21 protein-coding genes are annotated in these 24,997 nt (G+C 57.4%); 6 read left to right on the top strand and 15 right to left on the bottom strand.

The genetic code is table 11. From position 1 onward, the window contains the following. The first annotated feature begins 134 nt into the window (after positions 1–134). Complete coding sequence (tesB, locus tag GQR96_RS05580) at positions 135–998, top strand: acyl-CoA thioesterase II (RefSeq protein ID WP_004204779.1); 864 nt, start codon at positions 135–137, stop codon at positions 996–998. 51 nt (positions 999–1,049) lie between these two features. Here the strand turns inward: tesB and amtB are convergent, their stop codons facing one another. The 5 genes from amtB to GQR96_RS05555 form a co-directional block, all read right to left on the bottom strand. Then, positions 1,050–2,336: an ammonium transporter AmtB gene (gene amtB, locus GQR96_RS05575; RefSeq protein WP_004204781.1), complete on the bottom strand. Its 1,287-nt coding sequence runs from the start codon at positions 2,334–2,336 to the stop codon at positions 1,050–1,052. A gap of 33 nt (positions 2,337–2,369) precedes the next feature. Further along, positions 2,370–2,708, bottom strand: a complete 339-nt coding sequence (glnK, locus tag GQR96_RS05570) for a P-II family nitrogen regulator (protein WP_002891893.1) — start codon at positions 2,706–2,708, stop codon at positions 2,370–2,372. A gap of 243 nt (positions 2,709–2,951) precedes the next feature. Next, positions 2,952–4,730 carry a SmdB family multidrug efflux ABC transporter permease/ATP-binding protein gene (locus GQR96_RS05565; protein ID WP_069734250.1) on the bottom strand — a complete coding sequence of 593 codons (1,779 nt, stop codon included), beginning with the start codon at positions 4,728–4,730 and terminating at the stop codon, positions 2,952–2,954. Continuing rightward, positions 4,723–6,495 carry a SmdA family multidrug ABC transporter permease/ATP-binding protein gene (locus GQR96_RS05560; protein ID WP_017898906.1) on the bottom strand — a complete coding sequence of 591 codons (1,773 nt, stop codon included), beginning with the start codon at positions 6,493–6,495 and terminating at the stop codon, positions 4,723–4,725. Before GQR96_RS05560 ends, GQR96_RS05565 begins: the two co-directional genes overlap by 8 nt. Before the next feature lie 42 nt (positions 6,496–6,537). Beyond that, the gene (locus GQR96_RS05555) at positions 6,538–6,996 is read right to left on the bottom strand and encodes an Lrp/AsnC family transcriptional regulator (protein ID WP_004204786.1); all 459 of its coding nucleotides are present in this window, start codon (positions 6,994–6,996) and stop codon (positions 6,538–6,540) included. A 115-nt stretch (positions 6,997–7,111) separates the two neighbouring features. On the opposite strand from GQR96_RS05555, the gene GQR96_RS05550 reads away from it, so the two are divergent. Beyond that, entirely contained in the window at positions 7,112–8,164 is a 1,053-nt protein-coding gene (locus GQR96_RS05550) for a PLP-dependent cysteine synthase family protein (RefSeq protein WP_069734249.1), read from the top strand. Positions 8,165–8,208: 44 nt separating this feature from the next. Here GQR96_RS05550 and cof read toward each other — a convergent pair whose 3' ends face one another. After that, complete coding sequence (gene cof, locus GQR96_RS05545) at positions 8,209–9,027, bottom strand: HMP-PP phosphatase (RefSeq protein WP_017898908.1); 819 nt, start codon at positions 9,025–9,027, stop codon at positions 8,209–8,211. Between the two features lie 127 nt (positions 9,028–9,154). Here cof and GQR96_RS05540 point away from each other — a divergent pair, with 127 nt between their 5' ends. Together GQR96_RS05540 and queC are read left to right on the top strand one after the other, a co-directional pair. Beyond that, positions 9,155–10,852, top strand: a complete 1,698-nt coding sequence (locus tag GQR96_RS05540) for an SgrR family transcriptional regulator (RefSeq protein WP_069734248.1) — start codon at positions 9,155–9,157, stop codon at positions 10,850–10,852. 66 nt (positions 10,853–10,918) lie between these two features. Next, positions 10,919–11,620 carry a 7-cyano-7-deazaguanine synthase QueC gene (gene queC / locus GQR96_RS05535; protein WP_032421067.1) on the top strand — a complete coding sequence of 234 codons (702 nt, stop codon included), beginning with the start codon at positions 10,919–10,921 and terminating at the stop codon, positions 11,618–11,620. 132 nt (positions 11,621–11,752) lie between these two features. Here queC and GQR96_RS05530 read toward each other — a convergent pair whose 3' ends face one another. From GQR96_RS05530 to bolA, 9 genes are all read right to left on the bottom strand, one after another. Continuing rightward, positions 11,753–12,154 (bottom strand): YbgC/FadM family acyl-CoA thioesterase, encoded by a 402-nt coding sequence (locus GQR96_RS05530; RefSeq protein WP_017898911.1) that lies wholly within the window; start codon positions 12,152–12,154, stop codon positions 11,753–11,755. Positions 12,155–12,265: 111 nt separating this feature from the next. Continuing rightward, on the bottom strand, positions 12,266–12,634 hold the full coding sequence (locus tag GQR96_RS05525) for a helix-hairpin-helix domain-containing protein (RefSeq protein ID WP_048294255.1): 369 nt from the start codon (positions 12,632–12,634) through the stop codon (positions 12,266–12,268). A 148-nt stretch (positions 12,635–12,782) separates the two neighbouring features. Continuing rightward, complete coding sequence (gene ppiD / locus GQR96_RS05520) at positions 12,783–14,657, bottom strand: peptidylprolyl isomerase (protein WP_043521447.1); 1,875 nt, start codon at positions 14,655–14,657, stop codon at positions 12,783–12,785. A gap of 214 nt (positions 14,658–14,871) precedes the next feature. Further along, entirely contained in the window at positions 14,872–15,144 is a 273-nt protein-coding gene (gene hupB / locus GQR96_RS05515) for a nucleoid-associated protein HU-beta (protein ID WP_002444653.1), read from the bottom strand. Positions 15,145–15,353: 209 nt separating this feature from the next. After that, positions 15,354–17,708 carry an endopeptidase La gene (gene lon, locus GQR96_RS05510; protein WP_004151336.1) on the bottom strand — a complete coding sequence of 785 codons (2,355 nt, stop codon included), beginning with the start codon at positions 17,706–17,708 and terminating at the stop codon, positions 15,354–15,356. Positions 17,709–17,891: 183 nt separating this feature from the next. Next, the gene (clpX, locus tag GQR96_RS05505) at positions 17,892–19,166 is read right to left on the bottom strand and encodes an ATP-dependent protease ATP-binding subunit ClpX (RefSeq protein ID WP_002891807.1); all 1,275 of its coding nucleotides are present in this window, start codon (positions 19,164–19,166) and stop codon (positions 17,892–17,894) included. Between the two features lie 249 nt (positions 19,167–19,415). Beyond that, complete coding sequence (clpP, locus tag GQR96_RS05500) at positions 19,416–20,039, bottom strand: ATP-dependent Clp endopeptidase proteolytic subunit ClpP (protein ID WP_002891804.1); 624 nt, start codon at positions 20,037–20,039, stop codon at positions 19,416–19,418. A 308-nt stretch (positions 20,040–20,347) separates the two neighbouring features. Beyond that, positions 20,348–21,646, bottom strand: a complete 1,299-nt coding sequence (gene tig / locus GQR96_RS05495) for a trigger factor (protein WP_004204798.1) — start codon at positions 21,644–21,646, stop codon at positions 20,348–20,350. A gap of 345 nt (positions 21,647–21,991) precedes the next feature. Further along, the gene (bolA, locus tag GQR96_RS05490; protein ID WP_002891649.1) at positions 21,992–22,309 is read right to left on the bottom strand and encodes a transcriptional regulator BolA; all 318 of its coding nucleotides are present in this window, start codon (positions 22,307–22,309) and stop codon (positions 21,992–21,994) included. Positions 22,310–22,611: 302 nt separating this feature from the next. Here bolA and GQR96_RS05485 point away from each other — a divergent pair, with 302 nt between their 5' ends. Next, a complete protein-coding gene (locus tag GQR96_RS05485) occupies positions 22,612–23,190 on the top strand; it encodes a lipoprotein (RefSeq protein WP_004204800.1) in 579 nt (192 codons plus the stop codon). A gap of 43 nt (positions 23,191–23,233) precedes the next feature. Then, the gene (gene ampG, locus GQR96_RS05480; RefSeq protein WP_004204801.1) at positions 23,234–24,709 is read left to right on the top strand and encodes a muropeptide MFS transporter AmpG; all 1,476 of its coding nucleotides are present in this window, start codon (positions 23,234–23,236) and stop codon (positions 24,707–24,709) included. Positions 24,710–24,997: the final 288 nt, after the last annotated feature.

The following is a 24,997-nucleotide window of genomic DNA, read 5'->3' as shown; positions in this document are numbered from 1 at the left end:
TGGCACAGATCGCAGATTTCTTCCTGTTGACCGGTTGTTATTCAGATTATTACACCCATCGGACCACTTGCGATTCCAGGTTATACTTTGCCACATTACGCGCGCGGCGCCGCCATTGTTAACTGAGGAAAAGTATGAGTCAGGCACTCTCTAACCTGCTGGCATTATTAGATTTGGAAAAAATTGAGGAAGGGTTGTTCCGTGGACAGAGCGAAGACCTGGGATTGCGCCAGGTTTTTGGCGGCCAGGTGGTGGGCCAGGCGCTGTATGCGGCAAAAGAGACCGTGCCCGTTGAACGTCTGGTGCATTCGTTTCACAGCTACTTTCTGCGCCCCGGCGACAGTCAAAAACCGATCGTCTACGATGTGGAGGTGCTGCGCGACGGCAACAGCTTTAGCGCCCGCCGGGTCGCCGCCATCCAGAACGGGAAGCCGATCTTCTATATGACCGCCTCCTTCCAGGCGCCAGAGCACGGCTATGAACATCAGAAAGCGATGCCGGCCGCCCCCTCCCCTGATGGGCTGCCTTCGGAAACCGACATTGCCCGCAAGCTGGCGCATCTCCTGCCGCCGCAGGTGAAAGACAAATTCCTCTGCGATAAGCCGCTGGAGATCCGCCCGGTGGAGTTTCATAACCCGATGAAAGGCCATATCGCCGAGCCGGTGCGTCAGGTGTGGCTGCGCGCCAACGGCGCCGTTCCCGACGATCTGCGCATTCATCAGTATCTGCTGGGCTATGCCTCGGACTTTAACTTCCTGCCGGTGGCGCTGCAGCCGCACGGCGTTGGTTTCCTTGAGCCCGGCATGCAGGTCGCCACTATCGATCACTCGATGTGGTTCCATCGGCCGTTTAATATCAATGAGTGGCTGCTGTACAGCGTCGAAAGCACCTCGGCCTCCAGCGCCCGCGGCTTCGTCCGCGGCGAGTTCTACACCCAGGATGGCACGCTGGTTGCCTCAACGGTGCAGGAAGGGGTGATGCGCAACCGCAACGCATAAAAAAAGCCTCCCCTACGGGAGGCTTTTTGCTACATGGAGAAGGGTTTTCTGTCAGGCGTTGTAAGCGTTTTCGCCATGGCTGTTGACGTCCAGCCCTTCGCGCTCCTGCTCTTCCGGCACGCGCAGCCCTACGGTCATATCCGCTACTTTGTAGCCGATAAAAGCGACGACGCCGGACCAGACCACGGTAATGCCGATACTTTCCAGTTGCACCAGCAGCTGATGGCCCATGGTGACGCCTTCCGCATAACCGACGCCGCCCAGAGAAGTCGCCGCGAAGATACCGGTCAGAATACAGCCGACGATGCCGCAGACGCCGTGAACGCCGAAGACGTCGCAAGGGTCATCCACACGCAGCCAGCGTTTCAGCGCAGTCACGCCCCAGATACCCGCCAGGCCAGAGGCGATACCGACGATCAGCGCGCCGCCGACACCGATATAACCACACGCCGGCGTAACGCCAACCAGACCGGCAATTGCCCCGGAGCAGGCGCCCAGCAGTGAAGGTTTGCCGCGCAGAGCCCATTCGCCAAAGGTCCACGCCAGGATAGCAGCGGCGGTCGCCACGACGGTGTTAACGAACGCCAGGGCCGCGATTTCATTCGCTGCGCTGGCAGACCCGGCGTTGAAACCGAACCAACCCACGTAGAGGATAGCGGTGCCGGTGAACACCATCGGCAGGTTATGCGGTTTGAACGCTTCTTTGCCGAAGCCCACGCGTTTGCCCATCATATACGCGCCCACCAGCCCGGCGACCGCGGCGTTGATGTGCACAACGGTGCCGCCGGCGAAATCCAGCGCGCCATGCGTCGCCAGCAGACCGCCGCCCCAGACCATATGCGCAATCGGCACGTAGGAGAGCGTCATCCACACCACCACGAAAATCAGCACGGCGGAGAAACGGATACGTTCAGCCAGCGCCCCGACGATCAGCCCGACGGTGATGCAGGCGAACGAGCCCTGGAAGGCGACGTGGATATACTGATAGAAGGTGCCCATCAGCGCTTTCAGTTCAATATTTTTCAGCATCACCCAGTCAAAGCTGCCGAAGAAGCTGCCGCCGGTGCCAAAGGCCAGGGTATAGCCATAAATGACCCACAGTACGCAGACCAGGCCAAAGGTGACAATCACCTGCGTCAGCATGGAAAGAACGTTCTTACCGCGGATCAGGCCGCCGTAAAACAGCGCAATCCCCGGGATAGTCATAAACAGAACCAGCGCGGTGCAAATCATCATAAACGCGTTATCGGCTTTGTCCGCCACCGCAGGCGCGGCCATCGCCAGCCCCGGAAGAAGGGCTAATGCCCCCAGACCCGATTTCATTGTTGCCATTTTCATTGTTTCGTTCCCCATCACTGTGTGGTCTGGAAATTACAGTGCCGCTTCGTCAGCTTCGCCGGTACGGATGCGAATGACGCGCTGCAATTCAGCGACAAAAATTTTGCCGTCGCCAATTTTTCCGGTGTAAGCCGCTTTGCTGATGACATCGATAACTTCATCCAGCTGATCGTCGGCGATCGCCACATCAATCTTCACTTTTGGCAGAAAGTTGACGCTATACTCGGCGCCGCGGTAGAGCTCCGCATGTCCTTTCTGACGGCCAAATCCTTTGACTTCAGTGACCGTCAGGCCCTGAATGCCGATGGAAGACAAGGCTTCACGCACGTCTTCCAGTTTGAATGGTTTGATTACCACGGTAACCAGCTTCATAAGTCCCCTCCAGTCAGTATTCGGTAATGGCCGCAGCTAACACGATGGATATAAAGCAAGGGCTATGCCAGAAATGAAAAAAGGCCGCTGAGCGGCCCTTTGATGGCAAAAAACAGGCGAGAGGTCAGGCATTAGCCGGCGTAAAGGCATTTAACGGGCAAAAATGCACCACAGCGGTGCATTTGATGTAACGTTTTTGCACCACGACAGGCCGCCCAGCCTTCGCTGCCTGCTGGTGGTGCATCAGGCGCTGAGCGACTCTTCTCTGGCGCTGGCCGCCAGCTCTTCACCAGCCAGCTGTAGCTGATACATCTGCCAGTAGCGGCCTTTCGCCGCCAGCAGCTGCTGGTGGTTGCCCCGCTCGACGGCCTGACCACGATGCAGAACCAGAATGGTATCCGCCTCGACGATGGTCGACAGCCGATGGGCGATAACCACCAGGGTGGTATGCTGGCGAACCTTCGCCAGCGCCTGCTGGATCGCCTGCTCGGTACCGGAGTCGATGTTTGCCGTCGCCTCATCCAGAATCAGTACCTGCGGGGTGTCCACCAGCACGCGCGCCAGCGCCAGCAGTTGCTTCTGTCCGACGGAGAGATTATTGCCCTGCTCGCCCAGTTGGGTGTACAGGCCGTCGCTCATGCTGCGCGCCACAGCCGCCAGCTGCACCGCCTCCAGCGCTTCCCAGACCTGGGTGTCGCTGATGTCCCGGCCCAGCGCGACGTTGGCGTAGAAGGTATCCGCCAGCACCACCGGATCCTGTTGCACCATCGCGATGCCCCGACGCAACGCGCTGTGGCTAAGAGAAGCGAGCGGCCGGCCATCGATGCGGATCTCCCCGTGGGTTAACGGATAATAGCCCATCATCAGACTGGCGAGGGTACTCTTCCCGCTGCCGGTATGCCCGACCAGGGCCACAAAGCTGCGGGAAGGGATATCCAGCGTGATATCCTGGAGGACCAGACGATCCCCGCGGTAGGCGAAGGAGAGATGGTCGATTTCCACCCGACCGCTGCTCAGCGGCGCGTCATCGGCGCCCCACGCCTGGCGCGGACGGTCCATCAGTTCGAAAACGCGTTCGCCGGCGACCACCGCCTGCTGCAGCATCGACTGCTGGGTGGTCAGCTCAATGAGCGGCTCGTTAAGGCGCCCGAGATAGCTGATAAACGCATACAGGACCCCGACCTCAATCGTGCCCGCCGCGCTAAAGCCGAACAGCATCAGCAGCCCGCACAGCACCAGCGAGGAAAAAAGACTCAGCAGCGGACGCAGCAGAAAACCGTCGAGGCGTAGCGTCTGCATCCGCGCCAGGTAGTGGGCGTAGCTGGCCTCACGCATCCGTTCGCCAAAACGCGCCTGCTGGCGGAACTGCTGAATGACCCCCATGCCGTTGATCACTTCGTTAAAGCCATCGTTGATGTCGGCAAGCCAGGCGCGCACCCGGCGCACGATCGGCGTGCTATAGCGCTGATAAATGATCATCACGATCAGCACCGCCGGGAAAATCGCGATCGCCACCAGCGCCATCCGCCAGTCGAGGCTAAACATCGCCACCAGCATCGCGCCGATCAGCGCCGCGCTACGCAGCACCGTCGCCACTACCGTCACGTACAGGTCGCGAATGACTTCCGTATCGTTGGTTACCCGGGAGATAAGCTGCCCGACCGGCTGAGTATCAAACTCGCTGAGCGGCTGATGCAGGGCGGCATCCATCACATCGCTGCGTAACTGCTGGACCACGCCAACCGCGGCGCGGTTAAACAGCAGCGACTGGCTATAGTGCAGTAACGCCGCCAGCAGCTGCAGACCGATATAGGCTGCCGCCAGGCCTGCCACCAGCTTCAGCGGCAGAGTATGTTTCGCCACCATATTGTCGATGAAATAACTGATAAGCAGCGGACCGCTCACCTCTGCCGCCGCCGCGATCCACATCATCGCCACCGCGATGGCCAGCGGCTTACGCCACGGTGAACCATAGGCCAGCAGGCGTTTAAGCGTCGGCCAGAGTTCGGTAAAGCTACGCATCCAGGACCTCCTCTTGCTCCTGGGGAACCTCGTCGAGCGCGGCCTCCAGCTGCTGATAGCGATACATGTCGCGATACCAGCCTGGCTGCACGGCCAGCGCCTCATGGCGGCCGCGCTGGGCGACATGCCCATGCTGCAGCACCAGAATTTCACTGGCCTCGGTCAGCGCCGACAGCCGGTGGGCGCTGATGATCACCGTCCGGCCCTCTCCCCACTGGCGCAGGTTATGCAGGATCTGGTGTTCGGTGCGACCATCCACCGCCGATAAGGCATCATCCAGGATCAGAATTTCGGCCTCCAGCAGCAGGGCGCGGGCAATAGAGATACGCTGTTTCTGGCCGCCGGAGAGCATCACGCCGCGCTCGCCCACTTCGGTATCGTACCCCTGGGGCAGACGCAGAATGTCGTCATGCACGCTGGCCAGCCGCGCCACCCGCTCAATCTGTTCCGGCGTCGCGTCCGGTTTTCCCAGCGCGATATTATTGGCGACGGTATCGGAGAATAAAAACGGCGTCTGATTGACCACCGCCAGCCGTTCGCGCCAGCTGTCGAGCTGCAGACGCGGTAGCGGCAGATCGTGAAAGCGGATCTCGCCGCTGGTGACGTCAAAATGGCGCTGCAGCAGGGCCAGAATGGTGCTTTTGCCGGCGCCCGTCGGCCCGCAGATGCCCAACATTTGCCCCGGCTGAAGGGTAAAATTAACCTGTTCCAGTGAAGGTTTGCTCGCCTGCGGATAGATGAAATCGCGGATAGCGACCTGCAGGACGCCGCGGCCTGCCGGCACCGTCTCGGTCCCGTCGTCCACCGCCGGCGCCTCTTCGAGCAGGGTGCGGATACGACCATAGGCCGCGCTACCGCGCTCCACGATGTTAAACATCCACGCCAGCGCCAGCATCGGCCAGATCATCAGGCCAAGGTACATCACGAAGCTGGTCAGCTGCCCCAGCGTCAGGCTGCCGTGGATCACCATCCAGCTGCCGCCGCCGATGGCCAGCAGGTTCGCTGCCCCGATGGCGATATAGATGGTAGGGTCGAAGCGAGCGTCAATTCGCGCCACGCGCATATTTTTCGCTCCGGTATCAGCCGCATCGGCGGCAAACTGCGCCGACTGGCGATCCTCCAGCCCGAACGCCTTAATCATGCGGATGCTGGTCAGGCTCTCCTGCGTGCGATCGTTGAGGCTGGAAAAGGCCGCCTGGGCGACGCGAAAACGTTCGTGAAGGGCATCGCCGTTGCGTTTGATCGCCAGGGCCATCAGCGGCATCGGCAGCAGCGCCAGCAGGGTGAGCTGCCAGCTAATCTGCGTCGACATCACAATCAACACCGCACAGCCCATCACCAGGGAATCCACCAGGGTTAACACCCCTTCACCGGCGGCAAACACCACCCGGTCCACGTCGTTGGTGGCGCGGGCGATCAGATCCCCGGTGCGATGGCGCAAATAGAACGCCGGATGCTGGCGGCTCAGCTGCCGGTAAAAGTCTTCCCGCAGTTCGACCGCCAGCTGGTAAGAGGCGCCGAACAGCAGCACGCGCCAGACATAGCGCAGCAGGTAGACCATCACCGCGATCAGCACCAGCGCGCCGATCCACATCCACACCTTCTCCGCGGTGTAATGTTGTTGCGTCACGCCGTCGACCACAATGCCCACCACCTTCGGCGGAACAAGCTGCAGGACGGCAATAATGGCCAGCAGGGCAATTGCGCCAAGATAGCGGCGCCACTCCCGGCGGAAATACCAGCTGAGTTGTGCAAATAATCGCAAGCAGTAAGATCCTGATTTGTTATGGGTTACGGCGCAATACCGTTATTCGACAGGCAAGGCGGTGGTGTATTTTATCTGTTCCATGGCAAAACTCGAAGTGACATCCGACAGCCCCGGCACGCTGTTCACCAACCGTTTATAAAAGTCGTCATAGCGCTTCATATCGGCCACCTGCACCCGCAGCAGATAGTCATACTCCCCCGCCATCCGCCAGAAGCCGAGCACTTCAGCCATCTGCGTCACTTCGCTCACAAAATGGCAATACCAGTCGCTGCTGTGATGCTGGGTCTTGATCAGGACAAACGCCGTCAGCCCCAGCCCCACCTTTTCCGCATCCAGTAAGGCGACGCGCCCGCGGAGAATACCCTCATCCTCGAGTCGTTTCAGGCGTTTCCAGCAAGGGGTCGTGGTCAGATTAACGGCATCGGCCAGCGCCTGCAAAGAGAGGGTGCAATCTTCCTGCAGCAGCGCCAGCAGCTTACGGTCAATTTTATCTAACATAAGGCCACCAGAGAGAATAATTTACTCCCGCAATTGTAATTGAAAGGCCAAATAGCAACAATTTTTCCCGCACAATCCGCTAAGCTGGGCACAAAATGACAAACAGGAATCCGAGATGAATAGCGCCTGGGTAAAACACGCCATTAGTGAAATTAACGCCGACTATCAGCGTTCCGCCGATACACACCTGATTCGCCTGGCGCTGCCTGGTTTTCCGGGGATCCCGATTTATCTGAAGGATGAAAGTACGCATCCGACCGGTAGCCTCAAACATCGTCTGGCGCGGTCGCTGTTTCTCTATGGCCTGTGCAACGGCTGGATCAAAGAAGGCACCACGATTATCGAATCGTCTTCGGGTTCGACTGCAGTTTCTGAGGCCTATTTCGCCCGCCTGCTGGGGCTGCCGTTTATCGCCGTGATGCCCTCCTGCACCGCCAGACGCAAAATCGAACAGATCGAGTTCTACGGCGGACGCTGCCATTTTGTGCAGAGCGCCTGCGAAATCTACGCGGCTTCCGAAACGCTGGCGCGTGAACTGAACGGCCACTATATGGATCAGTTTACCTTCGCCGAGCGGGCCACCGACTGGCGCGGCAATAACAATATCGCCGACAGTATTTTCCGCCAGATGAGCCATGAGCCGCACCCGCAGCCGTCGTGGATCGTGATGAGCGCCGGCACCGGGGGGACCTCGGCGACCATTGGCCGCTATATTCGCAGCCAGGGTTACGAGACGCAGCTGATGGTTGTCGACCCGCAAAATTCAGTATTCCTCGATTACTGGCAGACCCGCGACGCCAGCCTGCGCAGCCCGATCGGCAGCAAAATTGAAGGCATCGGCCGCCCGCGCGTCGAGCCATCGTTTATTCCCGATGTTGTCGATGAGATGCTGTGCGTGCCGGATGCGGCGAGCGTGGCCACTGCTCTGTGGCTGGAAACGCAGCTTGGCCGAAAAGTCGGCGCCTCGACCGGGACCAACATGTGGGGCGTGCTGCAGCTGGCCGCGCGGATGCGCGAGGAAGGACGCACGGGTTCCCTCGTCACCCTGCTGTGCGACAGCGGCGAGCGTTATCTGGAAAGCTATTACAACCCGCAGTGGGTGGCGGCCAACATCGGCGATATCGCACCCTGGCAGGCGGAGATCGCCCGGCTGGTCGGCAGAACATAAAAAAAGCCAGATAGAATGCTATCTGGCTTGCTGGAAGGGTCTCTCTATTCGGGGGAATAAGGAAGATCAGGATTATCCAGCCAATGCGTTAAAAAATGGGAGACCGCCTGATGCCGGCAGTCGCCAATAACCGGGAGATGCGGCAGCTCGGCTTTCAGCTGCGGCATCGCGTTGCCCATGATGAACCCCCGCCCGACGCTGCGAAGCATCTCGCGATCGTTCATCGCATCGCCGAAGGCCATGCACTCCTGTAGGGAGAGTCCCAGGTGCTGGCTCAGCCTCGCCAGCGCCGCGCCTTTATTGCAGCCAACCGGCAGCACTTCCAGACAGTCCATCGCCGAGAAGCAGAGAAACGCGCGCTGGCCCAGCGCCTCATTCAGTTGGATCCGCAGGCGGCGCAGATCGTCATGATCGCCGCAGAAGCAGATCTTGGTGACATGATGCGCCGACATACGTTTCGGATCGCACAGTTGATAGCGAAACCCGCTGAAGACATGCGCCTTCAGCAGCTCAGGTCTTGCCTGGCCGGTGAACCAACCGCCGTCATTAAACACGTGCATGCTGGCCCGGGTATCCCATCGACTATGCAGCACGTCTTCCGCTACCTCGGGATTGAGATCCTGACGGTACAGCTCCTCCCCTTCCAAAGAGTGGATGCGCGTCCCGTTGCCCGTGATCAGAAATGCGTCCAGGGAAAATTCACCCATTACATGGTGCATCTCCAGCGCATGGCGGCCGGTGGCGAACGTCAGGGTGATATCGCGTTCCCGCAGCCGTTTCAGCGCGGTGAGCGTCTTTTCTCCGAGACGATGGTCCGGCATCAGCAAGGTGCCGTCCATATCAAATGCTGCCAGTTTTGCCATGGTGTTTTCCCCGATGTGTGATGGGCTTCGCTTGTGTTGCAGTATCACCTGGGATATACGGAAGTAATAGTGAATAGATAATATAAATTGTTCCGGGTTTATTGCGGCCCGGTGGGCGACAGCGCTTATGCGACTCTTACACCGTTTAAACCAGTACCAGCGGCTGTGGCAGCCCTCTGCCGGGGCGCCGCAGCAGGTCACCGTCGGCGAGCTGGCGGAACGCTGTTTTTGCAGCGAACGCCACGTCCGTACCCTACTGCGTCAGGCGCAGGAAGCTGGATGGTTAAGCTGGCAGGCCAGCTCCGGGCGCGGCAAGCGCGGCTTGCTCTCTTTTTACAAAACGCCGGAACGTCTGCGCAATGAGATGATGGAGCAGGCGCTGCATAAAGGTCAGCAGCAAAACGCGCTGGAGCTGGCGCAGCTGGCCCCGGTGGAGCTGAAAGCCCTGCTCCACCCCTTTCTGGGCGGTCAATGGCAAAACAATACCCCGACGCTGCGTATTCCCTACTATCGCCCGCTGGAGCCGCTGCGTCCCGGCTTTCTGCCCGGACGCGCCGAGCAGCATCTGGCCGGGCAGATCTATGCCGGGCTGACGCGCTTCGACGAAGGTGACAATATGCCGATCGGCGATCTGGCGCACCACTGGCAGATCTCCCCTGACGGCCTGCGCTGGCAGTTTTATATCCGCTCCACACTGTGCTGGCACAACGGCGATGCGGTGGAAACCGCACAGCTGCGGCAGCGCTTACTGCTGCTGCTGGATCTGCCCGCCTTGCGGACTCTGTTCGCCAGCATCAGCCGCATCGATGTCACTCACGCCCAGTGCCTGACCATCACGCTGCATCGTCCTGACTACTGGCTGCCGTTCCGCCTCGCCAGCTATTGCAGCGTGCTGGCCCATCCTGACGATCCGGCCATCGGCTGCGGACCGTTCCGCCTGAAGCGGTTTAGTCCGGAACTCGTCCGTCTGGAGAACCATCCCCGCTACCACCTGCGGCATCCGCTGATCCAGGCGGTGGAGTACTGGATCACCCCCCAGCTCTTCGATCGCGATCTCGGGACCAGCTGCCGCCACCCGGTGCAGATCACTATTGGCGATCGCGAAGAGCTGCATAACCTGCGCCAGGTCAGCAACAGCATCAGTCTTGGCTTCTGCTATCTGACCCTGCGTCACAGCCCTCGGCTTAGCAAAGCGCAGGCCCAGCGGCTGGTATCGATAATTCACCGCTCGTCGTTGCTGGACACGCTGCCGCTCGACGAGGATCTGATTACGCCAAGCCATGAGGTGTTGCCGGGATGGTCCATCCCGCAGGGGCCGGAAAACAGCGCGGTGCCGCTGCCGGCCAGGCTCACGCTGCTCTACCATCTGCCGGTCGAACTCCACGCCATGGCCGAACAGCTGAGACAGCGGCTGGCTGTGCTCGGCTGCGAGCTGACGCTGCTGTTCCATGACGCCAAAAACTGGGAAGGCTGCCAACATCTGGGGCAGGCCGACCTGATGATGGGCGACCGCCTGATCGGCGAAGCGCCGGAGTATGCCCTGGAGCAGTGGCTGCGCTGCGATATGCTGTGGCCCAATTTGCTGACCGGGGCGCAATATGCCCATCTGCAGGCGACATTAGACGCGGTACAGGCGCAACCGGAAGCCCGCAGCCGCAACGATGCGCTGCGCAACGTATTTAACAGCCTGATGGAAGACGCCATCATGACGCCGCTGTTTAAATACAACTATCGGATCAGCGCCCCACCGGGAGTCAATGGCTTGCGCCTCAACGCCCGCGGCTGGTTCGACTTCGCCAGCGCCTGGCTGCCGGCGTCGACGTGACAGAGCTGGTGGTGGCGGGCGTCTGGCGCTACCATATCGCCTTTACTCATTTAGTCAGGAATTGCCATGAAACGCGCCGTAGTTGTCTTCAGCGGAGGACAAGATTCAACCACCTGTCTGGTGCAGGCTCTGCAACAGTATGATGAAGTGCATTGCGTCACTTTTGATTATGGCCAACGCCACCGCGCGGAAATCGACGTTGCGCGCGAACTCGCCCTGAAACTTGGCGCCGTCGCGCATAAAGTGCTGGACGTTACCCTGCTCAATGAACTGGCGGTCAGCAGCCTGACCCGCGATAACATTCCGGTACCGGACTATCAGCCTGATGCCGAGGGCATTCCCAACACTTTTGTCCCGGGGCGCAATATTCTGTTTTTAACCCTGACGGCCATCTACGCCTATCAGGTAAAAGCCGAAGCTATCATCACCGGCGTGTGCGAGACCGACTTCTCCGGCTACCCGGACTGCCGCGATGAGTTTGTCAAAGCGCTGCACCACGCCGTCAGCCTTGGAATGGCGAAAGACATACGCTTTGAAACACCGCTGATGTGGCTGAACAAAGCCGAGACCTGGGCGCTGGCCGACTACTGGGGTCAGTTAGATCTGGTGCGCCGGGAAACCCTTACCTGCTACAACGGCATTAAGGGCGATGGCTGCGGCCAGTGCGCCGCCTGCAACCTGCGCGCTAACGGGCTTAACCAGTATCTGGCCGATAAAGTCGGGGTAATGGCGGTGATGAAGCAAAAAACCGGGCTGACACAGGCATAGCCTCCGCAGAGGTATCTTCCAAAAGCTTCAGTTCAACTTCCCCGGTAGCGCTACGCTTACCGGGGCAAGGGGTTCATCACCTTCCGTGGGTCGAGGTGCGCCACCGCCCGGCACGCACGCACGCGACGGTTGTCAGCGCAAGTTCATCTGGTCGAGTTTCTCACGCAGTTCCCCTTCCAGCGGCAGCGCCTTCTGGGTTTTCAAATCGATACAGACGAAGGTAATCAGCGCATCGGCCACCACCTCGCCGTTGGGGTTGAGAGTGACCACCTGGCTGAGCGTGCCGCTTTTGCCGTTGAGTTGCTCCAGTTTGCTGCTCACCGTCAGCACATCGCCCAGGACCGCCGGACGGCGGTAGTTAATATTAATATTCACCACCACGAAGGCGATGTTTTTCTCGGTCATCCACTGAAATGCCGGACTCTTTTCCAGACCATCCCAGCGGGCCTCCTCAAGGAACTCCAGGTAGCGTGCGTTATTCACATGCTGGTAGACGTCCAGATGATAGCCGCGAACTTTAATTTGTGTCTGCATAGCATCAATGCCTTTCTGTTATTGTTGTTTATGAGGTAAGAGGTCACACCACTTGATGCAACCTCTTTATCCTGGCAAAAAATCACCGCTGTGCAAGCGCTGGCAAAAAATTTACAGCGTCAGATGGGATAAATTCCGCTCCACCAGCGCGCTGCCCATCCCCGGGACCTGCTTCAGATCATCAAGGGTTTTGAACGGTCCGTACTCCTCACGGTAGCTGACAATCGCCTGGGCTTTTTTCAACCCCACGCCATTCAGAGCCTGCGCCAGCTGTTCGGCGCTGGCGTGGTTAATGCTGACTTTGGTCGCCCCGTTGTCGGCCTCGCCGGGCTCCGCTTTCGCCTTCGCCGAAGAGGACGCCTGGACATGCTCTTTGGTTACCGCCGCTTTGCCGCTGGCGGGGGCAGCCAGCGCGCCCTGTGCGCCTACCGCGAAAACCAGAACGCCCGCGGCCATCAGTGCTTTTATTCCATATTTCATGCTGATATCTCCTTGTGTATAGACAGCAAGGCTACGATAGCGTCAGTACGGATGGCCGACAAAAGGCAAATCACAGAAATGGAAAGGGCCGCGAAAGCGGCCCTTGAGGATTACATGGTGTTGCGTATTTTTGCGAAACGACGCGAAATTACTGCTGCTGGTCGATGCTGTCGCCCAGCTTAATTTTCGCCGCCTTGCGCAGGTTGCTCATCAGCGCTTCGAAAGCGATTTGGGCATTGTTCTGGGTAATCCCCTGAACCATAGCCTTCTTCTGCTCTTCCGGCATGCTGCCTGCTTTCACTTCATCGAGCGCCACCAGCACCACATCGCCTTGCATGTTGCTGCCAACGCCATAGACCGGTTTGCCCTGCTGCGGCAGCGGCAGAGTAAATGCCAGCTGGCTCAGCGGATCCTGGCCGGTACGGGAAAGCGTCTGCGGTGCGCCAAAGCTCAGGCCAGCCGCCTTCATCGCCTCATCGCCTTTGCCGTCTTTCAGCGCCGCCAGCAGCTTATCGGCATCCCGCTTCGCCTGCTGTTCCGCTTTATTGTGCTTAACGATATCGCTGACCTGCGCCTTCACTTCGGCCAGCGGTTTCACCGCCTCGGCTTTGTGCTCGCTGATACGCAGAACAAAGGCGCGATCGCCGTCAACGGTAATGATGTCGGAGTTGCTGCCCGGCGCCCCGTTCACACCGACCAGACCGCCGTTGAAGATAGCGTCAGCGACCGGTTTAAAGTTCAGCTCTTCCGGCAGGTTATCGCGGCCAAACCAGCCGGTTTCCACCACCTGCAGTCCGGCGACCTGCGCCGCGCCCGCCAGCGATTCATTATCGTTGCTGGCCGCATCGCTCACCTTCTGCTGCAGCGCATAGTAAGCATCCAGCGCTTTCTCCTGCTTCACTTTCGCCGCAATGTCATTGCGCACGTCAGCCAGCGGCTTGACCTGCGCCGGCTGGACGTCGTCCAGACGGGCCACCAGGAAGCCAACCGAGGATTTGATCACCCCGGAGAGCTGGCCTTTCTCTTTCAGGCCGGCGTCTTTCAGCTCAGGCACGGTAGAGGCATCTTCCATCCACCCCATATCGCCGCCGTTGCGGGCAGAGATAATATCGGTCGATTTTTCTTTTGCCAGCGTGGCGAAATCGGCGCCTTTTTGCAGCTCGGCCAGTACCGCTTTCGCATCAGCTTCAGTTTTAGTCTGAATCACGCTGTAGCGATTACGCTGCGGCTGAGTGAACTGATCTTTGTGCTGGTCATACCATGATTGAATTTCTTCGTCAGAGGCGTTTTCCTGCATGCTGGCGGCATCCATCTTGATGTAGCTCACGCGGAACTGCTCCGGCGCCATAAAACGGGCCTGATTCTGCTGCCAGAAAGCGTTGATTTCCTCATCGCTGGCGGTCTGTTTTTCCGCCAGGGCGTTGACGTTGATGGTCGCTTCGCGAACGACACGCTGCTGAGACACCAGCGCCGCCAGCTGATCGGACTCGCCGGGCAGCATGAAGTCGGTACCTGCAATGGCGTTAATCAGCTGCTGCGTGGTCAGCTGGTTACGCAGCGCCTGGGCGTACTGATCGGTGGTCATCCCCATCTGGGCGACAATACCGCTGAAGCGCTGGTTGTCGAACTTACCGTTCGTCTGGAACGCCTGGGTCTGGAAGATCGCCTGCTTCACCTGCTCATCGCTGATGCTGAGGCCCAGCTCGCGGGCATACTGATCCAGAAGCGACTCGTCAATCAGGCGGTTCAGCACCTGCTGGCGCATGGTTTTCATGTAGTTTTCGTTCGCCGCCAGCTCGGAGAACTGGTCGCCAAGCTGCTGCTGCATACGGTTACGTTCGCTGGCGACGGCGTTTTCAAACTGCCCACGGCCAATCTCCTGGCCATTCACTTTTGCGGCATAGTTTTTGCCACCGCCAATCAGGTAACCACTCACCCCGGTCAAAATGAACGAGACGATAATGATACCGAAAATAATCTTGAGCACGACGCTGTTGGCGGCCGTGCGTAGGTTGTCCATCATGGTGTAACAACGCTCCGCTGTAGATGACTTTAGCTCGCGCAGCATAGCACGTGATGGCCGCCGCGCGTGAGGACGTATTTTGACAAGAAAACAGGGTGATTGTCAGCCCACAAGTGGCGATAAACACACATAAAGTGGTCTGAAAAGGCAATAAAAAAGGCACATCTCACGATGCGCCCTTGTACTTCGTCACATTCCCTGACGGGAAAGCCGATCAGTTCACCGCGTCTTTCAGCGCTTTACCAGCACGGAAGCCCGGCACTTTTGCGGCAGCGATAGTAATTTCTTTACCTGTTTGTGGGTTGCGACCAGTACGGGCGGCACGTTCTTTAACAGCAAAGGTACCGAAACCTACCAGCGCAACGTCATCCCCAGCCTGCAGAGATTCAGTAACAGAAGCGATTAAAGCATCTAACGCACGTCCAGCTGCAGCTTTAGAAATGTCCGCACCCGCAGCAATTTTGTCAATCAGTTGAGATTTATTCACTGTTCTCTTCCTCTCTTTATAATTTATATCGCACCAGAGTCCTTCATAGTGCGACCGCGCAGCAGTTATATCAGGACTGTCATGCCCTTACAACAGCAGTTGTCGATGACCCCCCTGCCAGCGATCTAAGTTAGCTACACAAAAAAAGGCTGGCAAGTCCGAAATGACTTACCAGCCCTATTTTTATTAGCGCAATTTGCGCAGAATCACTATTTCGCGGTCACAACCTGCATGCCAAACGGTTCGTTTTGCAGCGCAAGTGTCAGAACTTCCTCGATTCGTTTCACCGGATGGATATCCAAATCAGCGATAACGTTATCCGGAATTTCTTCAAGGTCGCGTTTGTTCTCATCAGGAATCAGAACAGTCTTAATACCGCCGCGATGCGCCGCCAGCAGTTTTTCCTTCAGACCGCCGATCGGCAGCACCTGTCCACGCAGCGTAATCTCCCCGGTCATCGCCACATCGGCGCGTACCGGGTTGCCGGTCAGGCAGGAGACCAGCGCCGTACACATGGCAATCCCCGCGCTCGGACCGTCCTTCGGCGTCGCCCCTTCCGGTACGTGGACGTGAATATCACGCTTCTCGTAGAAGTCGGCGTTAATGCCCAGCTTGTCCGCCCGCGAACGTACCACGGTCAGCGCAGCCTGAATCGACTCCTGCATCACCTCGCCCAGCGATCCGGTGTAGGTCAGTTTACCTTTGCCCGGTACGCAGGCGGTTTCGATGGTCAGCAGGTCGCCGCCCACTTCCGTCCACGCCAGACCGGTCACCTGACCGACGCGGTTCTCGCTATCGGCGCGGCCATAGTCGAAGCGCTGCACGCCGAGATAATCATGCAGATTCTCACCATTAATTTCGATGTGTTTCAGCGATTTATCCAGCAACAGCTGCTTAACGGCCTTACGGCACAGCTTGGAGATTTCACGCTCCAGGCTACGAACGCCCGCTTCACGGGTGTAGTAACGAATAATGCCGATAATGGCGCTGTCGTCGACGGTCAGTTCGCCTTTTTTCAGCGCGTTGCGTTCGATCTGCTTCGGCAGCAGGTGACGCTTGGCGATGTTCAGTTTTTCATCTTCGGTGTAACCCGAGAGGCGAATCACTTCCATACGGTCCAGCAGCGGCGCCGGAATGTTCATGGAGTTGGAAGTCGCCACGAACATCACGTCGCTGAGATCGTAATCCACTTCCAGATAGTGGTCGTTAAAGGCCACGTTCTGCTCCGGATCCAGCACCTCAAGCAACGCAGAAGCCGGGTCGCCGCGCATGTCGGAAGACATTTTGTCAATCTCATCCAGCAGGAACAGCGGGTTTTTTACCCCCACTTTCGCCATTTTCTGGATCAGTTTGCCCGGCATCGAGCCAATATAGGTTCGACGATGACCGCGAATTTCCGCTTCATCGCGCACGCCGCCTAGCGCCATGCGGACGTATTTCCGGCCGGTCGCTTTGGCGATAGATTGCCCCAGCGAGGTTTTACCTACCCCCGGCGGTCCCACCAGGCAGAGGATCGGCCCCTTGATTTTGTTCACCCGGCTCTGCACCGCGAGATACTCAAGGATGCGGTCCTTCACGCGCTCCAGACCATAGTGATCGGTATCGAGGATCTCCTGGGCCTGACGCAGGTCTTTCTTGACCTTACTGCGCGCATTCCACGGCACCTGCACCATCCAGTCGATGTAGCCACGCACGACGGTCGCTTCCGCAGACATCGGCGACATCATCTTCAGCTTCTGCAGTTCCGCTTCGGTTTTCTCTTTCGCCTCTTTCGGCATTTTCGCCGCGTCGATCTTGCGCTTCAGCGCTTCGTTTTCGTCCGGGGCGTCGTCCATCTCGCCGAGTTCTTTCTGAATCGCTTTCATTTGCTCATTCAGATAGTACTCGCGCTGGGATTTCTCCATCTGCTTTTTGACGCGGTTGCGAATGCGCTTCTCAACCTGCAGCAGATCGATTTCCGATTCCATCATCGCCATCAGATATTCCAGACGTTCGTTGACGTCGGACATCTCAAGCACGGACTGCTTGTCCGCCAGCTTCAGCGGCATATGCGCCGCGATGGTATCCGCCAGGCGCGCCGGATCGTCGATGCTGTTCAGCGACGTCAGCACTTCCGGTGGAATCTTCTTATTCAGCTTGATATAGCCTTCAAACTGGCTGATAGCGGTACGAACCAGCACTTCCTGCTCACGTTCGTCAATCGCCGGCGAGTCGAGATACTCCGCTTTCGCCGAGAAATGCTCGCCATTATCAGACAGCGCAGAAATGCGTGCACGCTGTAGCCCTTCGACCAGCACCTTCACGGTGCCGTCTGGCAGCTTCAGCATCTGCAAAATAGACGCCACGGTTCCAACGGTGAAAAGATCGTTTACACCCGGCTCATCCGTCGACGCTTCTTTCTGCGCAACCAGCATGATTTTTTTATCATGGTCCATGGCCGCTTCGAGGCAACGGATAGATTTTTCCCGCCCTACGAACAGGGGTATGACCATGTGCGGATAAACCACCACATCGCGCAACGGCAATACGGGGATTTCAATGCGTTCAGAACGCTCAGGATTCATAGAGCTCTCTCTTAGTTTAAAGTCCGCCAGGTAGCCGACGACGCCACACTTCACTGCATCGTCGTTAATATGTAATCCAGTATATGGGGATGTATTCCACACATTCAACGGCGGGAATGCAGGAAAAATAAAAGGGGAGATAAAATCCCCCCTTTTTGTTAACTGCTTGAGTGAAATGGCTAATTATTCGCCAGATGCCTGCTGCGCTTCCGGTTTGCCGTAGATCAGCAGCGGTTTGCTCTGACCGGCGATAACCGACTCATCAATGACCACTTTTTCGACATCTTCCATCGAAGGCAGATCATACATGGTGTCCAGCAGCGCCGCTTCCACAATGGAACGCAGGCCACGGGCGCCGGTTTTACGCGCCATCGCTTTCTTGGCGATGGCATCCAGCGCTTCGTCGCGGAATTCAAGCTCTGCGCCTTCAAGGCTAAACAGCGCCTGATACTGCTTGGTCAGGGCGTTTTTCGGCTCTTTCAGGATCTGGATCAGCGCTTCTTCGCTCAGCTCGTTCAGGGTCGCCACGACCGGCAGACGGCCGATGAATTCCGGAATCAAACCAAACTTGATCAGATCTTCCGGCTCGACCTGGGCCAGCAGCTCGCCTTCGCTCGCTTTGTCGGACTTCGCTTTAACCGTCGCGCCAAAACCAATGCCGGAGCCGGTTTCCACACGGTGGGAAATCACTTTGTCCAGACCGGCAAACGCGCCGCCGCAGATAAACAGGATCTTGGAGGTATCAACCTGCAGGAACTCCTGCTGCGGGTGTTTACGCCCGCCCTGCGGTGGAACGGCGGCGACGGTGCCTTCGATAAGCTTCAGCAGCGCCTGTTGCACGCCTTCGCCGGAGACATCGCGAGTAATCGACGGGTTATCGGACTTACGCGAAATTTTGTCGATTTCGTCGATATAGACGATGCCGCGCTGCGCTTTCTGCACGTCGTAATCGCACTTCTGCAGCAGTTTCTGAATGATATTTTCTACGTCCTCACCCACATAACCGGCTTCGGTCAGGGTGGTGGCGTCCGCCATGGTAAACGGCACATCCAGCAGGCGCGCCAGCGTTTCCGCCAGCAGCGTTTTACCGGAGCCGGTCGGCCCGATCAGCAGGATGTTACTTTTACCCAGCTCTACGCCATTGCTGGTATCGCCATTGCGCAGACGTTTGTAGTGGTTGTATACCGCGACCGCCAACACTTTTTTCGCCTGTTCCTGACCGATGACGTAGTCATCAAGGTGGTGGCGAATCTCGTGCGGCGTCGGCAGCGCGCTGCGCTCGCGGTGCGGCGCAACTTCTTTAATCTCTTCGCGAATGATGTCGTTACATAAATCAACGCATTCGTCGCAGATATACACGGATGGCCCGGCGATCAGCTTACGCACTTCATGCTGGCTTTTGCCGCAAAAAGAGCAATACAACAATTTGCCCGATCCATCTTTGCGTTTATCTGTCATGAGTCCAAACCTCTTTTTAAGTTCTTTGTGCCGCACACGACGACGCAAATGCCATTCTCAGGCGCAAGCCGCCATATAGCGTTGTGCCGCCCTTCATTAGTATATACACAAAATCCTTCGCGCTACATCGCGGCGGTAGCGAAGCGACCGGCCGCCTGCCTGCCCGGCAAGCGTCCGGAAAAATGCCAACCGCTCAGCAAACGTGGCGAGAAGGATGAAGCGTAAAGCGGCACCCTTACGCCCAGGGCATCAATTACGATGGGTCAAAATAGAGTCGACCAGTCCGTACTCCACGGCTTCCGCAGCAGACAGGAAGCGGTCACGCTCGGTGTCACGCTCAATCTGCTCAAGAGACTGGCCGGTATGATGCGCCATCAGCTCATTCATGCGTCCTTTCACCTTCAGGATTTCACGGGCGTGGATCTCAATATCCGTCGCCTGCCCCTGATAGCCGCCCAGCGGCTGGTGGATCATCACGCGGGAGTTCGGCAGGCAGAAACGCTTGCCCTTCGCCCCGGCGGTCAGCAGGAACGCGCCCATGGACGCGGCCTGGCCCATACAGATGGTGCTGACGTCCGGCTTGATGAACTGCATGGTGTCATAAATCGACATCCCGGCGGTGATCACCCCGCCCGGAGAGTTAATGTACAGGTAAATGTCTTTTTCCGGGTTTTCCGCTTCCAGAAACAGCATCTGCGCCACGATCAGGTTTGCCATGTGGTCTTCGACCTGGCCGGTCAGAAAAATGACGCGTTCCTTAAGCAGACGGGAGTAGATATCAAAAGAACGTTCACCGCGTGAGGTCTGTTCAATGACCATCGGCACCAGGGCCATATGGGGTGCAAAGTTGTCTCGTTCGCCACTGTATGACATTTCCGTCTCCTGGAGTAATTTTAAAATACCTGCTGCACTGATTGTAACCTTACGGACGGATTATCAGCCACAGTTTCTATCCGCTGAACGCGTCACCGCCTCTTCAACACGCGTGCGATTGCGGATGCAGTTGCCTCCCTCGGTAATGGGGATGGCGTTGCCATATTTCAAGCATAACAAGCTTTTGCTGTAACGCTATCATGGTAAATGCGTTTTAGCACCGTGCCTGAGGCTATCATTAGCTAAAAAAAAACCCGCCGCCTTTCGGCAACGGGTTTTTGCCCGAACCTTGAACAATCGCGGCGAAATTACGCCTGCTGGTTCATCAGTTCGTTGAAGGAAGTGGCTTTTTCAGACACTTTGGCTTTCGCCAGCACGGCTTCAACAGCCTGCTCTTCCAGCGCCACGTTGCGCATGTTGTCCATCAGCTCTTTGTTCTTGCTGTAGAACTCAACCACTTCTGACGGATCTTCGTAAGCAGAAGCCATCTCTTCGATCAGGCCTTTCACGCGCTCTTCGTCAGCTTTCAGCTCGTTGGTGCGAATCACTTCGCCCAGCAGCAGGCCAACCACTACGCGGCGTTTAGCCTGCTCTTCGAACAGTTCGCGCGGCAGTTCCAGAGCCTGTTTCTCGTTGCCACCGAAACGCTGAGCAGCCTGGCGACGCAGCACGTCGATTTCGCTGTCGATCAGAGCTGCCGGAACGTCGATGTCGTTAGCTTTAACCAGACCTTCGATAGCCTGAGACTTCACGCGGTTACGCACAGCGCCTTTCAGCTCGCGTTCCATGTTTTTACGCACTTCAGCGCGCAGGCCAGCGACGGAACCATCTTCCACGCCGAAACGTTTGATGAATTCTTCGGTCAGCTCCGGCAGTTCACGTTCTTCAACTTTCTTCAGGTTGATAACGAACTTAGCCGCTTTACCTTTCAGGTTTTCTGCGTGGTATTCTTCCGGGAAGGTCACGTCGATGGTGAACTCGTCACCCGCTTTGTGGCCTTTGATACCGTCTTCGAAGCCCGGGATCATGCGACCCTGGCCCATCGCCAGTACGAAGTCAGAAGCTTTGCCGCCTTCGAACTCTTCACCATCTACGGAACCGGTGAAGTCGATGGTTACGCGATCTTCAGCGTCAACCGCGCCTTCTTTTTCTTTCCAGGTTGCCTGCTGCTTGCGCAGGGTTTCCAGCATGGTGTCAACGTCAGCGTCGGTCACTTCAACAACCGGTTTTTCTACTTCGATCGCTTCCAGACCCTGCAGTTCAACTTCCGGATACACTTCGAACTCTACCGCGTAGGTGAAGTCTTCACCCAGTTTGTATTCGCCCGGAACGTAGTTCGGCGCGCCGGCCGGATTGATTTTTTCTTTGATGATCGCGTCAACGAAATGACGGCTCATCAGGTCGCCCAGCACGTCCTGACGAACGGAAGCGCCATAGCGCTGAGCAACAACATTCATCGGCACTTTGCCTTTACGGAAGCCGTCAATGCGAACTTTTTTCGCTACGTTGACCAGCTCGCTTTTGACAGCATTCTCGATGCTGTCAGCGGCGATAGTAATCGTTACACGGCGCCCAAGGCCCTGAGTGGTTTCAACTGAAACTTGCATCTTGTTACCTCAAAAAAATCACAGTGCTCGGTCAACTCTGGAAGCGCGTGTAGGTGGCTTCGCAGAACCGGGATGCCCTCTTCAAATCAGAAACACATTCCCTGTCGTCAGAATCATCCCGAAGACATTCATATATAAGACGCGGCATTATAGCGGCATCACTTTTGTGAGTCGAGAACGGTTGTCGCCTGGTGCTGCGGCATTTTTCACATTTCCCGCTCAATTTTGTCCGCAAAAGCGCTGAGTTTGCGCATTTTCCAGGCAAAACAAAACGGCCCGTAGGCCGTTTTTGCTAAATCTGCAAGCAACATACTGGAAAAGCGCCAGCGGTTGCAAATGGGATTTCTAGGCGATGCTCCCCGCGCCGCGGCACGGCGGCGAGGCGAAAACCGTATCCTGTAGCGCTTCCCATTCTTTAATCGTGTAGGTGTGCAGCGCCAGGGCGTGCACCGTATTCGACAGCTCCTCGGTTAGCGTGCCGTAGATCATACGGTGGCGATTAAGGAAACGCTCGCCAGTGAAGCGATCGCTCACTAATACCACTTTAAAATGACTTTCAGAGCCCGCAGGGACGTTGTGACGATAACTTTCATCCACGACTTCGAGATACATCGGGTCGAACGCTGCTCTAAGTTTTGCTTCGATCTGTTCACGTATCATCATGAATTTTCTCCTCCGACAACGCTGAGATGCCGCCACTCCATTTAAATGTTAGCCGCTTTTACCGCTTCCATTAGGAGAAAACAACAAAAAATTAGCATTGTTCTGATATTTTCATTCAAAAGTATCACGTTTACTGGCTCTGGTCGCCAGATCCGCCGGGGAAAGAGCGATTAACCGTGGCGGGACGCTCAGAAAACCGCCAGGGCGATGGATTTACACGCGTTGCCACTTCCCCTTGCCGTTGGCAATGCTATGATGGCGGTAATTTTCCTTATAACAACACCATGCGTTGAGACCTGAACATGCTTAAGAAGATCCTTTTCCCGTTGGTCGCCATGTTTATGCTGGCAGGATGCGCCACGCCGCCGACCACCATTGAAGTATCGCCGAAAATCACGCTGCCGCAGCAGGATCCTAGCCTGATGGGCGTGACCGTCAGCATCAACGGCGCCGACCAGCGTCCGGACCAGGCACTGGCGAAAGTGACGCGCGACAACCAACAGGTCACCCTTACCGCCTCCCGCGATCTGCGCTTCCTGCTGCAGGAAGTGCTGGAGAAACAAATGACCGCGCGCGGCTACATGATTGGCCCGAACGGCGCAGTCGATCTGCAGATCATCGTCAACAAACTCTACGCTGACGTCTCCCAGGGCAACGTGCGCTACAACATCGCCACCAAAGCCGATATCGCCATCATCGCCACCGCGGCAAACGGCACGAAGATGACCAAAAACTACCGCGCCAGCTACTCGGTTGAAGGTGCCTTCCAGGCCTCGAACAAAAACATCGCTGATGCCGTCAACAGCGTCCTGACTGATACCATCGCCGATATGGCGCAGGACACCAGCATCCACGATTTCATCAAGCAAAACGCGCGTTAATGCCACCACGAACCCGGCCTCCGCCGGGTTCGTGCTTTATGCTATGTCCAGTCACTACTTACGCATTTTTCAGCAGCCTAAATCAGCGATTTTGCTGATCCTCGGCTTCGCCTCCGGTCTGCCGCTGGCCCTCACCTCCGGTACCCTGCAGGCCTGGATGACGGTGGAAAACATCGATCTGAAAACGATCGGTTTTTTCTCGCTTGTCGGCCAGGCCTATGTCTTTAAATTCCTCTGGTCCCCGCTGATGGACCGCTACACGCCGCCGTTTCTCGGGCGCCGTCGCGGCTGGTTGGTGACCACCCAGGTCCTGCTTCTGCTGGCCATCGCGGCGATGGGTTTTCTCGAACCTGCCTCCCAGCTGCGCTGGATGGCGGCGCTGGCGGTAGTGATCGCCTTCTGTTCGGCGTCGCAGGATATTGTTTTTGACGCCTGGAAAACCGACGTTCTGCCAGCGGAAGAGCGCGGCGCTGGCGCCGCGATCAGCGTGCTGGGCTATCGCCTCGGGATGCTGGTCTCCGGTGGTCTGGCCCTGTGGATCGCCGACCGCTATCTCGGCTGGCAGGGCATGTACTGGCTGATGGCGGCGCTGCTGGTGCCCTGCATCATCGCCACGCTGCTGGCGCCCGAGCCAAGCGACGTTATCCCGGTTCCCCGGTCGCTGGAGCAGGCGGTAGCTGAACCGCTGCGCGATTTTTTCGGCCGTAACAACGCCTGGCTGATTCTGCTGCTCATCGTTCTTTATAAGCTTGGCGATGCCTTTGCCATGAGCCTGACCACCACCTTTCTCATCCGCGGCGTCGGTTTTGACGCCGGCGAAGTGGGAATGGTGAACAAAACCTTAGGCCTGTTCGCCACCATTCTTGGCGCCCTGTACGGCGGCGTCCTGATGCAGCGATTGACGCTGTTCCGGGCGCTGCTGATCTTCGGCCTGCTGCAGGGGGTTTCCAACGCCGGCTACTGGCTGTTGTCGATTACCGATAAGCACCTCTATTCCATGGCGACCGCGGTATTCTTTGAAAACCTGTGCGGGGGAATGGGGACGGCGGCATTTGTGGCGCTGCTGATGACGCTGTGCAACAAGTCGTTCTCCGCCACCCAGTTCGCGCTGCTCTCGGCGCTGTCCGCGGTTGGCCGCGTGTACGTCGGGCCGATTGCCGGCTGGTTTGTCGAGGCCCACGGCTGGTCCACCTTCTATCTCTTCTCCGTGGTCGCGGCGGTGCCGGGGATCGCGCTGCTGCTGCTGTGCCGACAAACGCTCGAGCATACCCAACGCACGGCAAGCTTTATACCGCGTAGCGAATATCCGCAGGCCTATGCGCTGGCGCTGGGGATCCTGACGCTGGGCTGCCTGCTGCTGGCGGTATGGCTGGGTCTGCTGATCCTCAACGCGCTGGATTATACGTCGTTCAGCTTCCTGTCCGGACTGCTGGAGGTTGCCGCGCTGACCGCCGTTAGCGGTATTTTGTTCGGCGGCCTGCTCGACTACCTGGCGCTGCGTAAAACCCACCTGATTTAAGGACGCTGCATCATTATTAGCCGTTGTAATTACGAAACGTAATTATAACGGCTTATTAACGCTTTTATATTGCCCGCCGCGCTATTTGTTGTTTTGTGCGTTTTTGTTTTCTGGAAATTATTGACAGTTTTCATTCGATTCTTTAAATAATTTAACCGATTCAGCTACGCCGTTTTTATTTCACGTTTCCACAATGTCTTTTATTTGATAATTAAATGTTAAACAATTGTTCTAATTTTTGGGTGGTTATGCCCATTCGCCGCTAAGTACACCTTTTCTTATCCCTTT

It is taken from the genome of Klebsiella sp. PCX (assembly GCF_021869705.1).
GTDB classification, from domain to species: Bacteria; Pseudomonadota; Gammaproteobacteria; order Enterobacterales; family Enterobacteriaceae; genus Klebsiella; species Klebsiella quasipneumoniae.
This window is presented reverse-complemented; position numbering and strand designations above follow the sequence as displayed.

Bases quoted from the DNA above. Each gene is read 5' to 3' on its own strand.
- GQR96_RS05540 (WP_069734248.1), top strand. From the start codon at position 9,155: ATGCGACTCTTACACCGTTTAAACCAGTACCAGCGGCTGTGGCAGCCC.
- clpP (WP_002891804.1), bottom strand. From the start codon at position 20,039: ATGTCATACAGTGGCGAACGAGACAACTTTGCACCCCATATGGCCCTG.
- GQR96_RS05555 (WP_004204786.1), bottom strand. From the start codon at position 6,996: ATGTTAGATAAAATTGACCGTAAGCTGCTGGCGCTGCTGCAGGAAGAT.
- ampG (WP_004204801.1), top strand. From the start codon at position 23,234: ATGTCCAGTCACTACTTACGCATTTTTCAGCAGCCTAAATCAGCGATT.
- amtB (WP_004204781.1), bottom strand. From the start codon at position 2,336: ATGAAAATGGCAACAATGAAATCGGGTCTGGGGGCATTAGCCCTTCTT.
- GQR96_RS05550 (WP_069734249.1), top strand. From the start codon at position 7,112: ATGAATAGCGCCTGGGTAAAACACGCCATTAGTGAAATTAACGCCGAC.
- GQR96_RS05565 (WP_069734250.1), bottom strand. From the start codon at position 4,730: ATGCGTAGCTTTACCGAACTCTGGCCGACGCTTAAACGCCTGCTGGCC.
- queC (WP_032421067.1), top strand. From the start codon at position 10,919: ATGAAACGCGCCGTAGTTGTCTTCAGCGGAGGACAAGATTCAACCACC.
- glnK (WP_002891893.1), bottom strand. From the start codon at position 2,708: ATGAAGCTGGTTACCGTGGTAATCAAACCATTCAAACTGGAAGACGTG.
- lon (WP_004151336.1), bottom strand. From the start codon at position 17,708: ATGAATCCTGAGCGTTCTGAACGCATTGAAATCCCCGTATTGCCGTTG.
- tesB (WP_004204779.1), top strand. From the start codon at position 135: ATGAGTCAGGCACTCTCTAACCTGCTGGCATTATTAGATTTGGAAAAA.
- ppiD (WP_043521447.1), bottom strand. From the start codon at position 14,657: ATGATGGACAACCTACGCACGGCCGCCAACAGCGTCGTGCTCAAGATT.
- GQR96_RS05530 (WP_017898911.1), bottom strand. From the start codon at position 12,154: ATGCAGACACAAATTAAAGTTCGCGGCTATCATCTGGACGTCTACCAG.
- tig (WP_004204798.1), bottom strand. From the start codon at position 21,646: ATGCAAGTTTCAGTTGAAACCACTCAGGGCCTTGGGCGCCGTGTAACG.
- GQR96_RS05485 (WP_004204800.1), top strand. From the start codon at position 22,612: ATGCTTAAGAAGATCCTTTTCCCGTTGGTCGCCATGTTTATGCTGGCA.
- GQR96_RS05525 (WP_048294255.1), bottom strand. From the start codon at position 12,634: ATGAAATATGGAATAAAAGCACTGATGGCCGCGGGCGTTCTGGTTTTC.
- clpX (WP_002891807.1), bottom strand. From the start codon at position 19,166: ATGACAGATAAACGCAAAGATGGATCGGGCAAATTGTTGTATTGCTCT.
- bolA (WP_002891649.1), bottom strand. From the start codon at position 22,309: ATGATGATACGTGAACAGATCGAAGCAAAACTTAGAGCAGCGTTCGAC.
- cof (WP_017898908.1), bottom strand. From the start codon at position 9,027: ATGGCAAAACTGGCAGCATTTGATATGGACGGCACCTTGCTGATGCCG.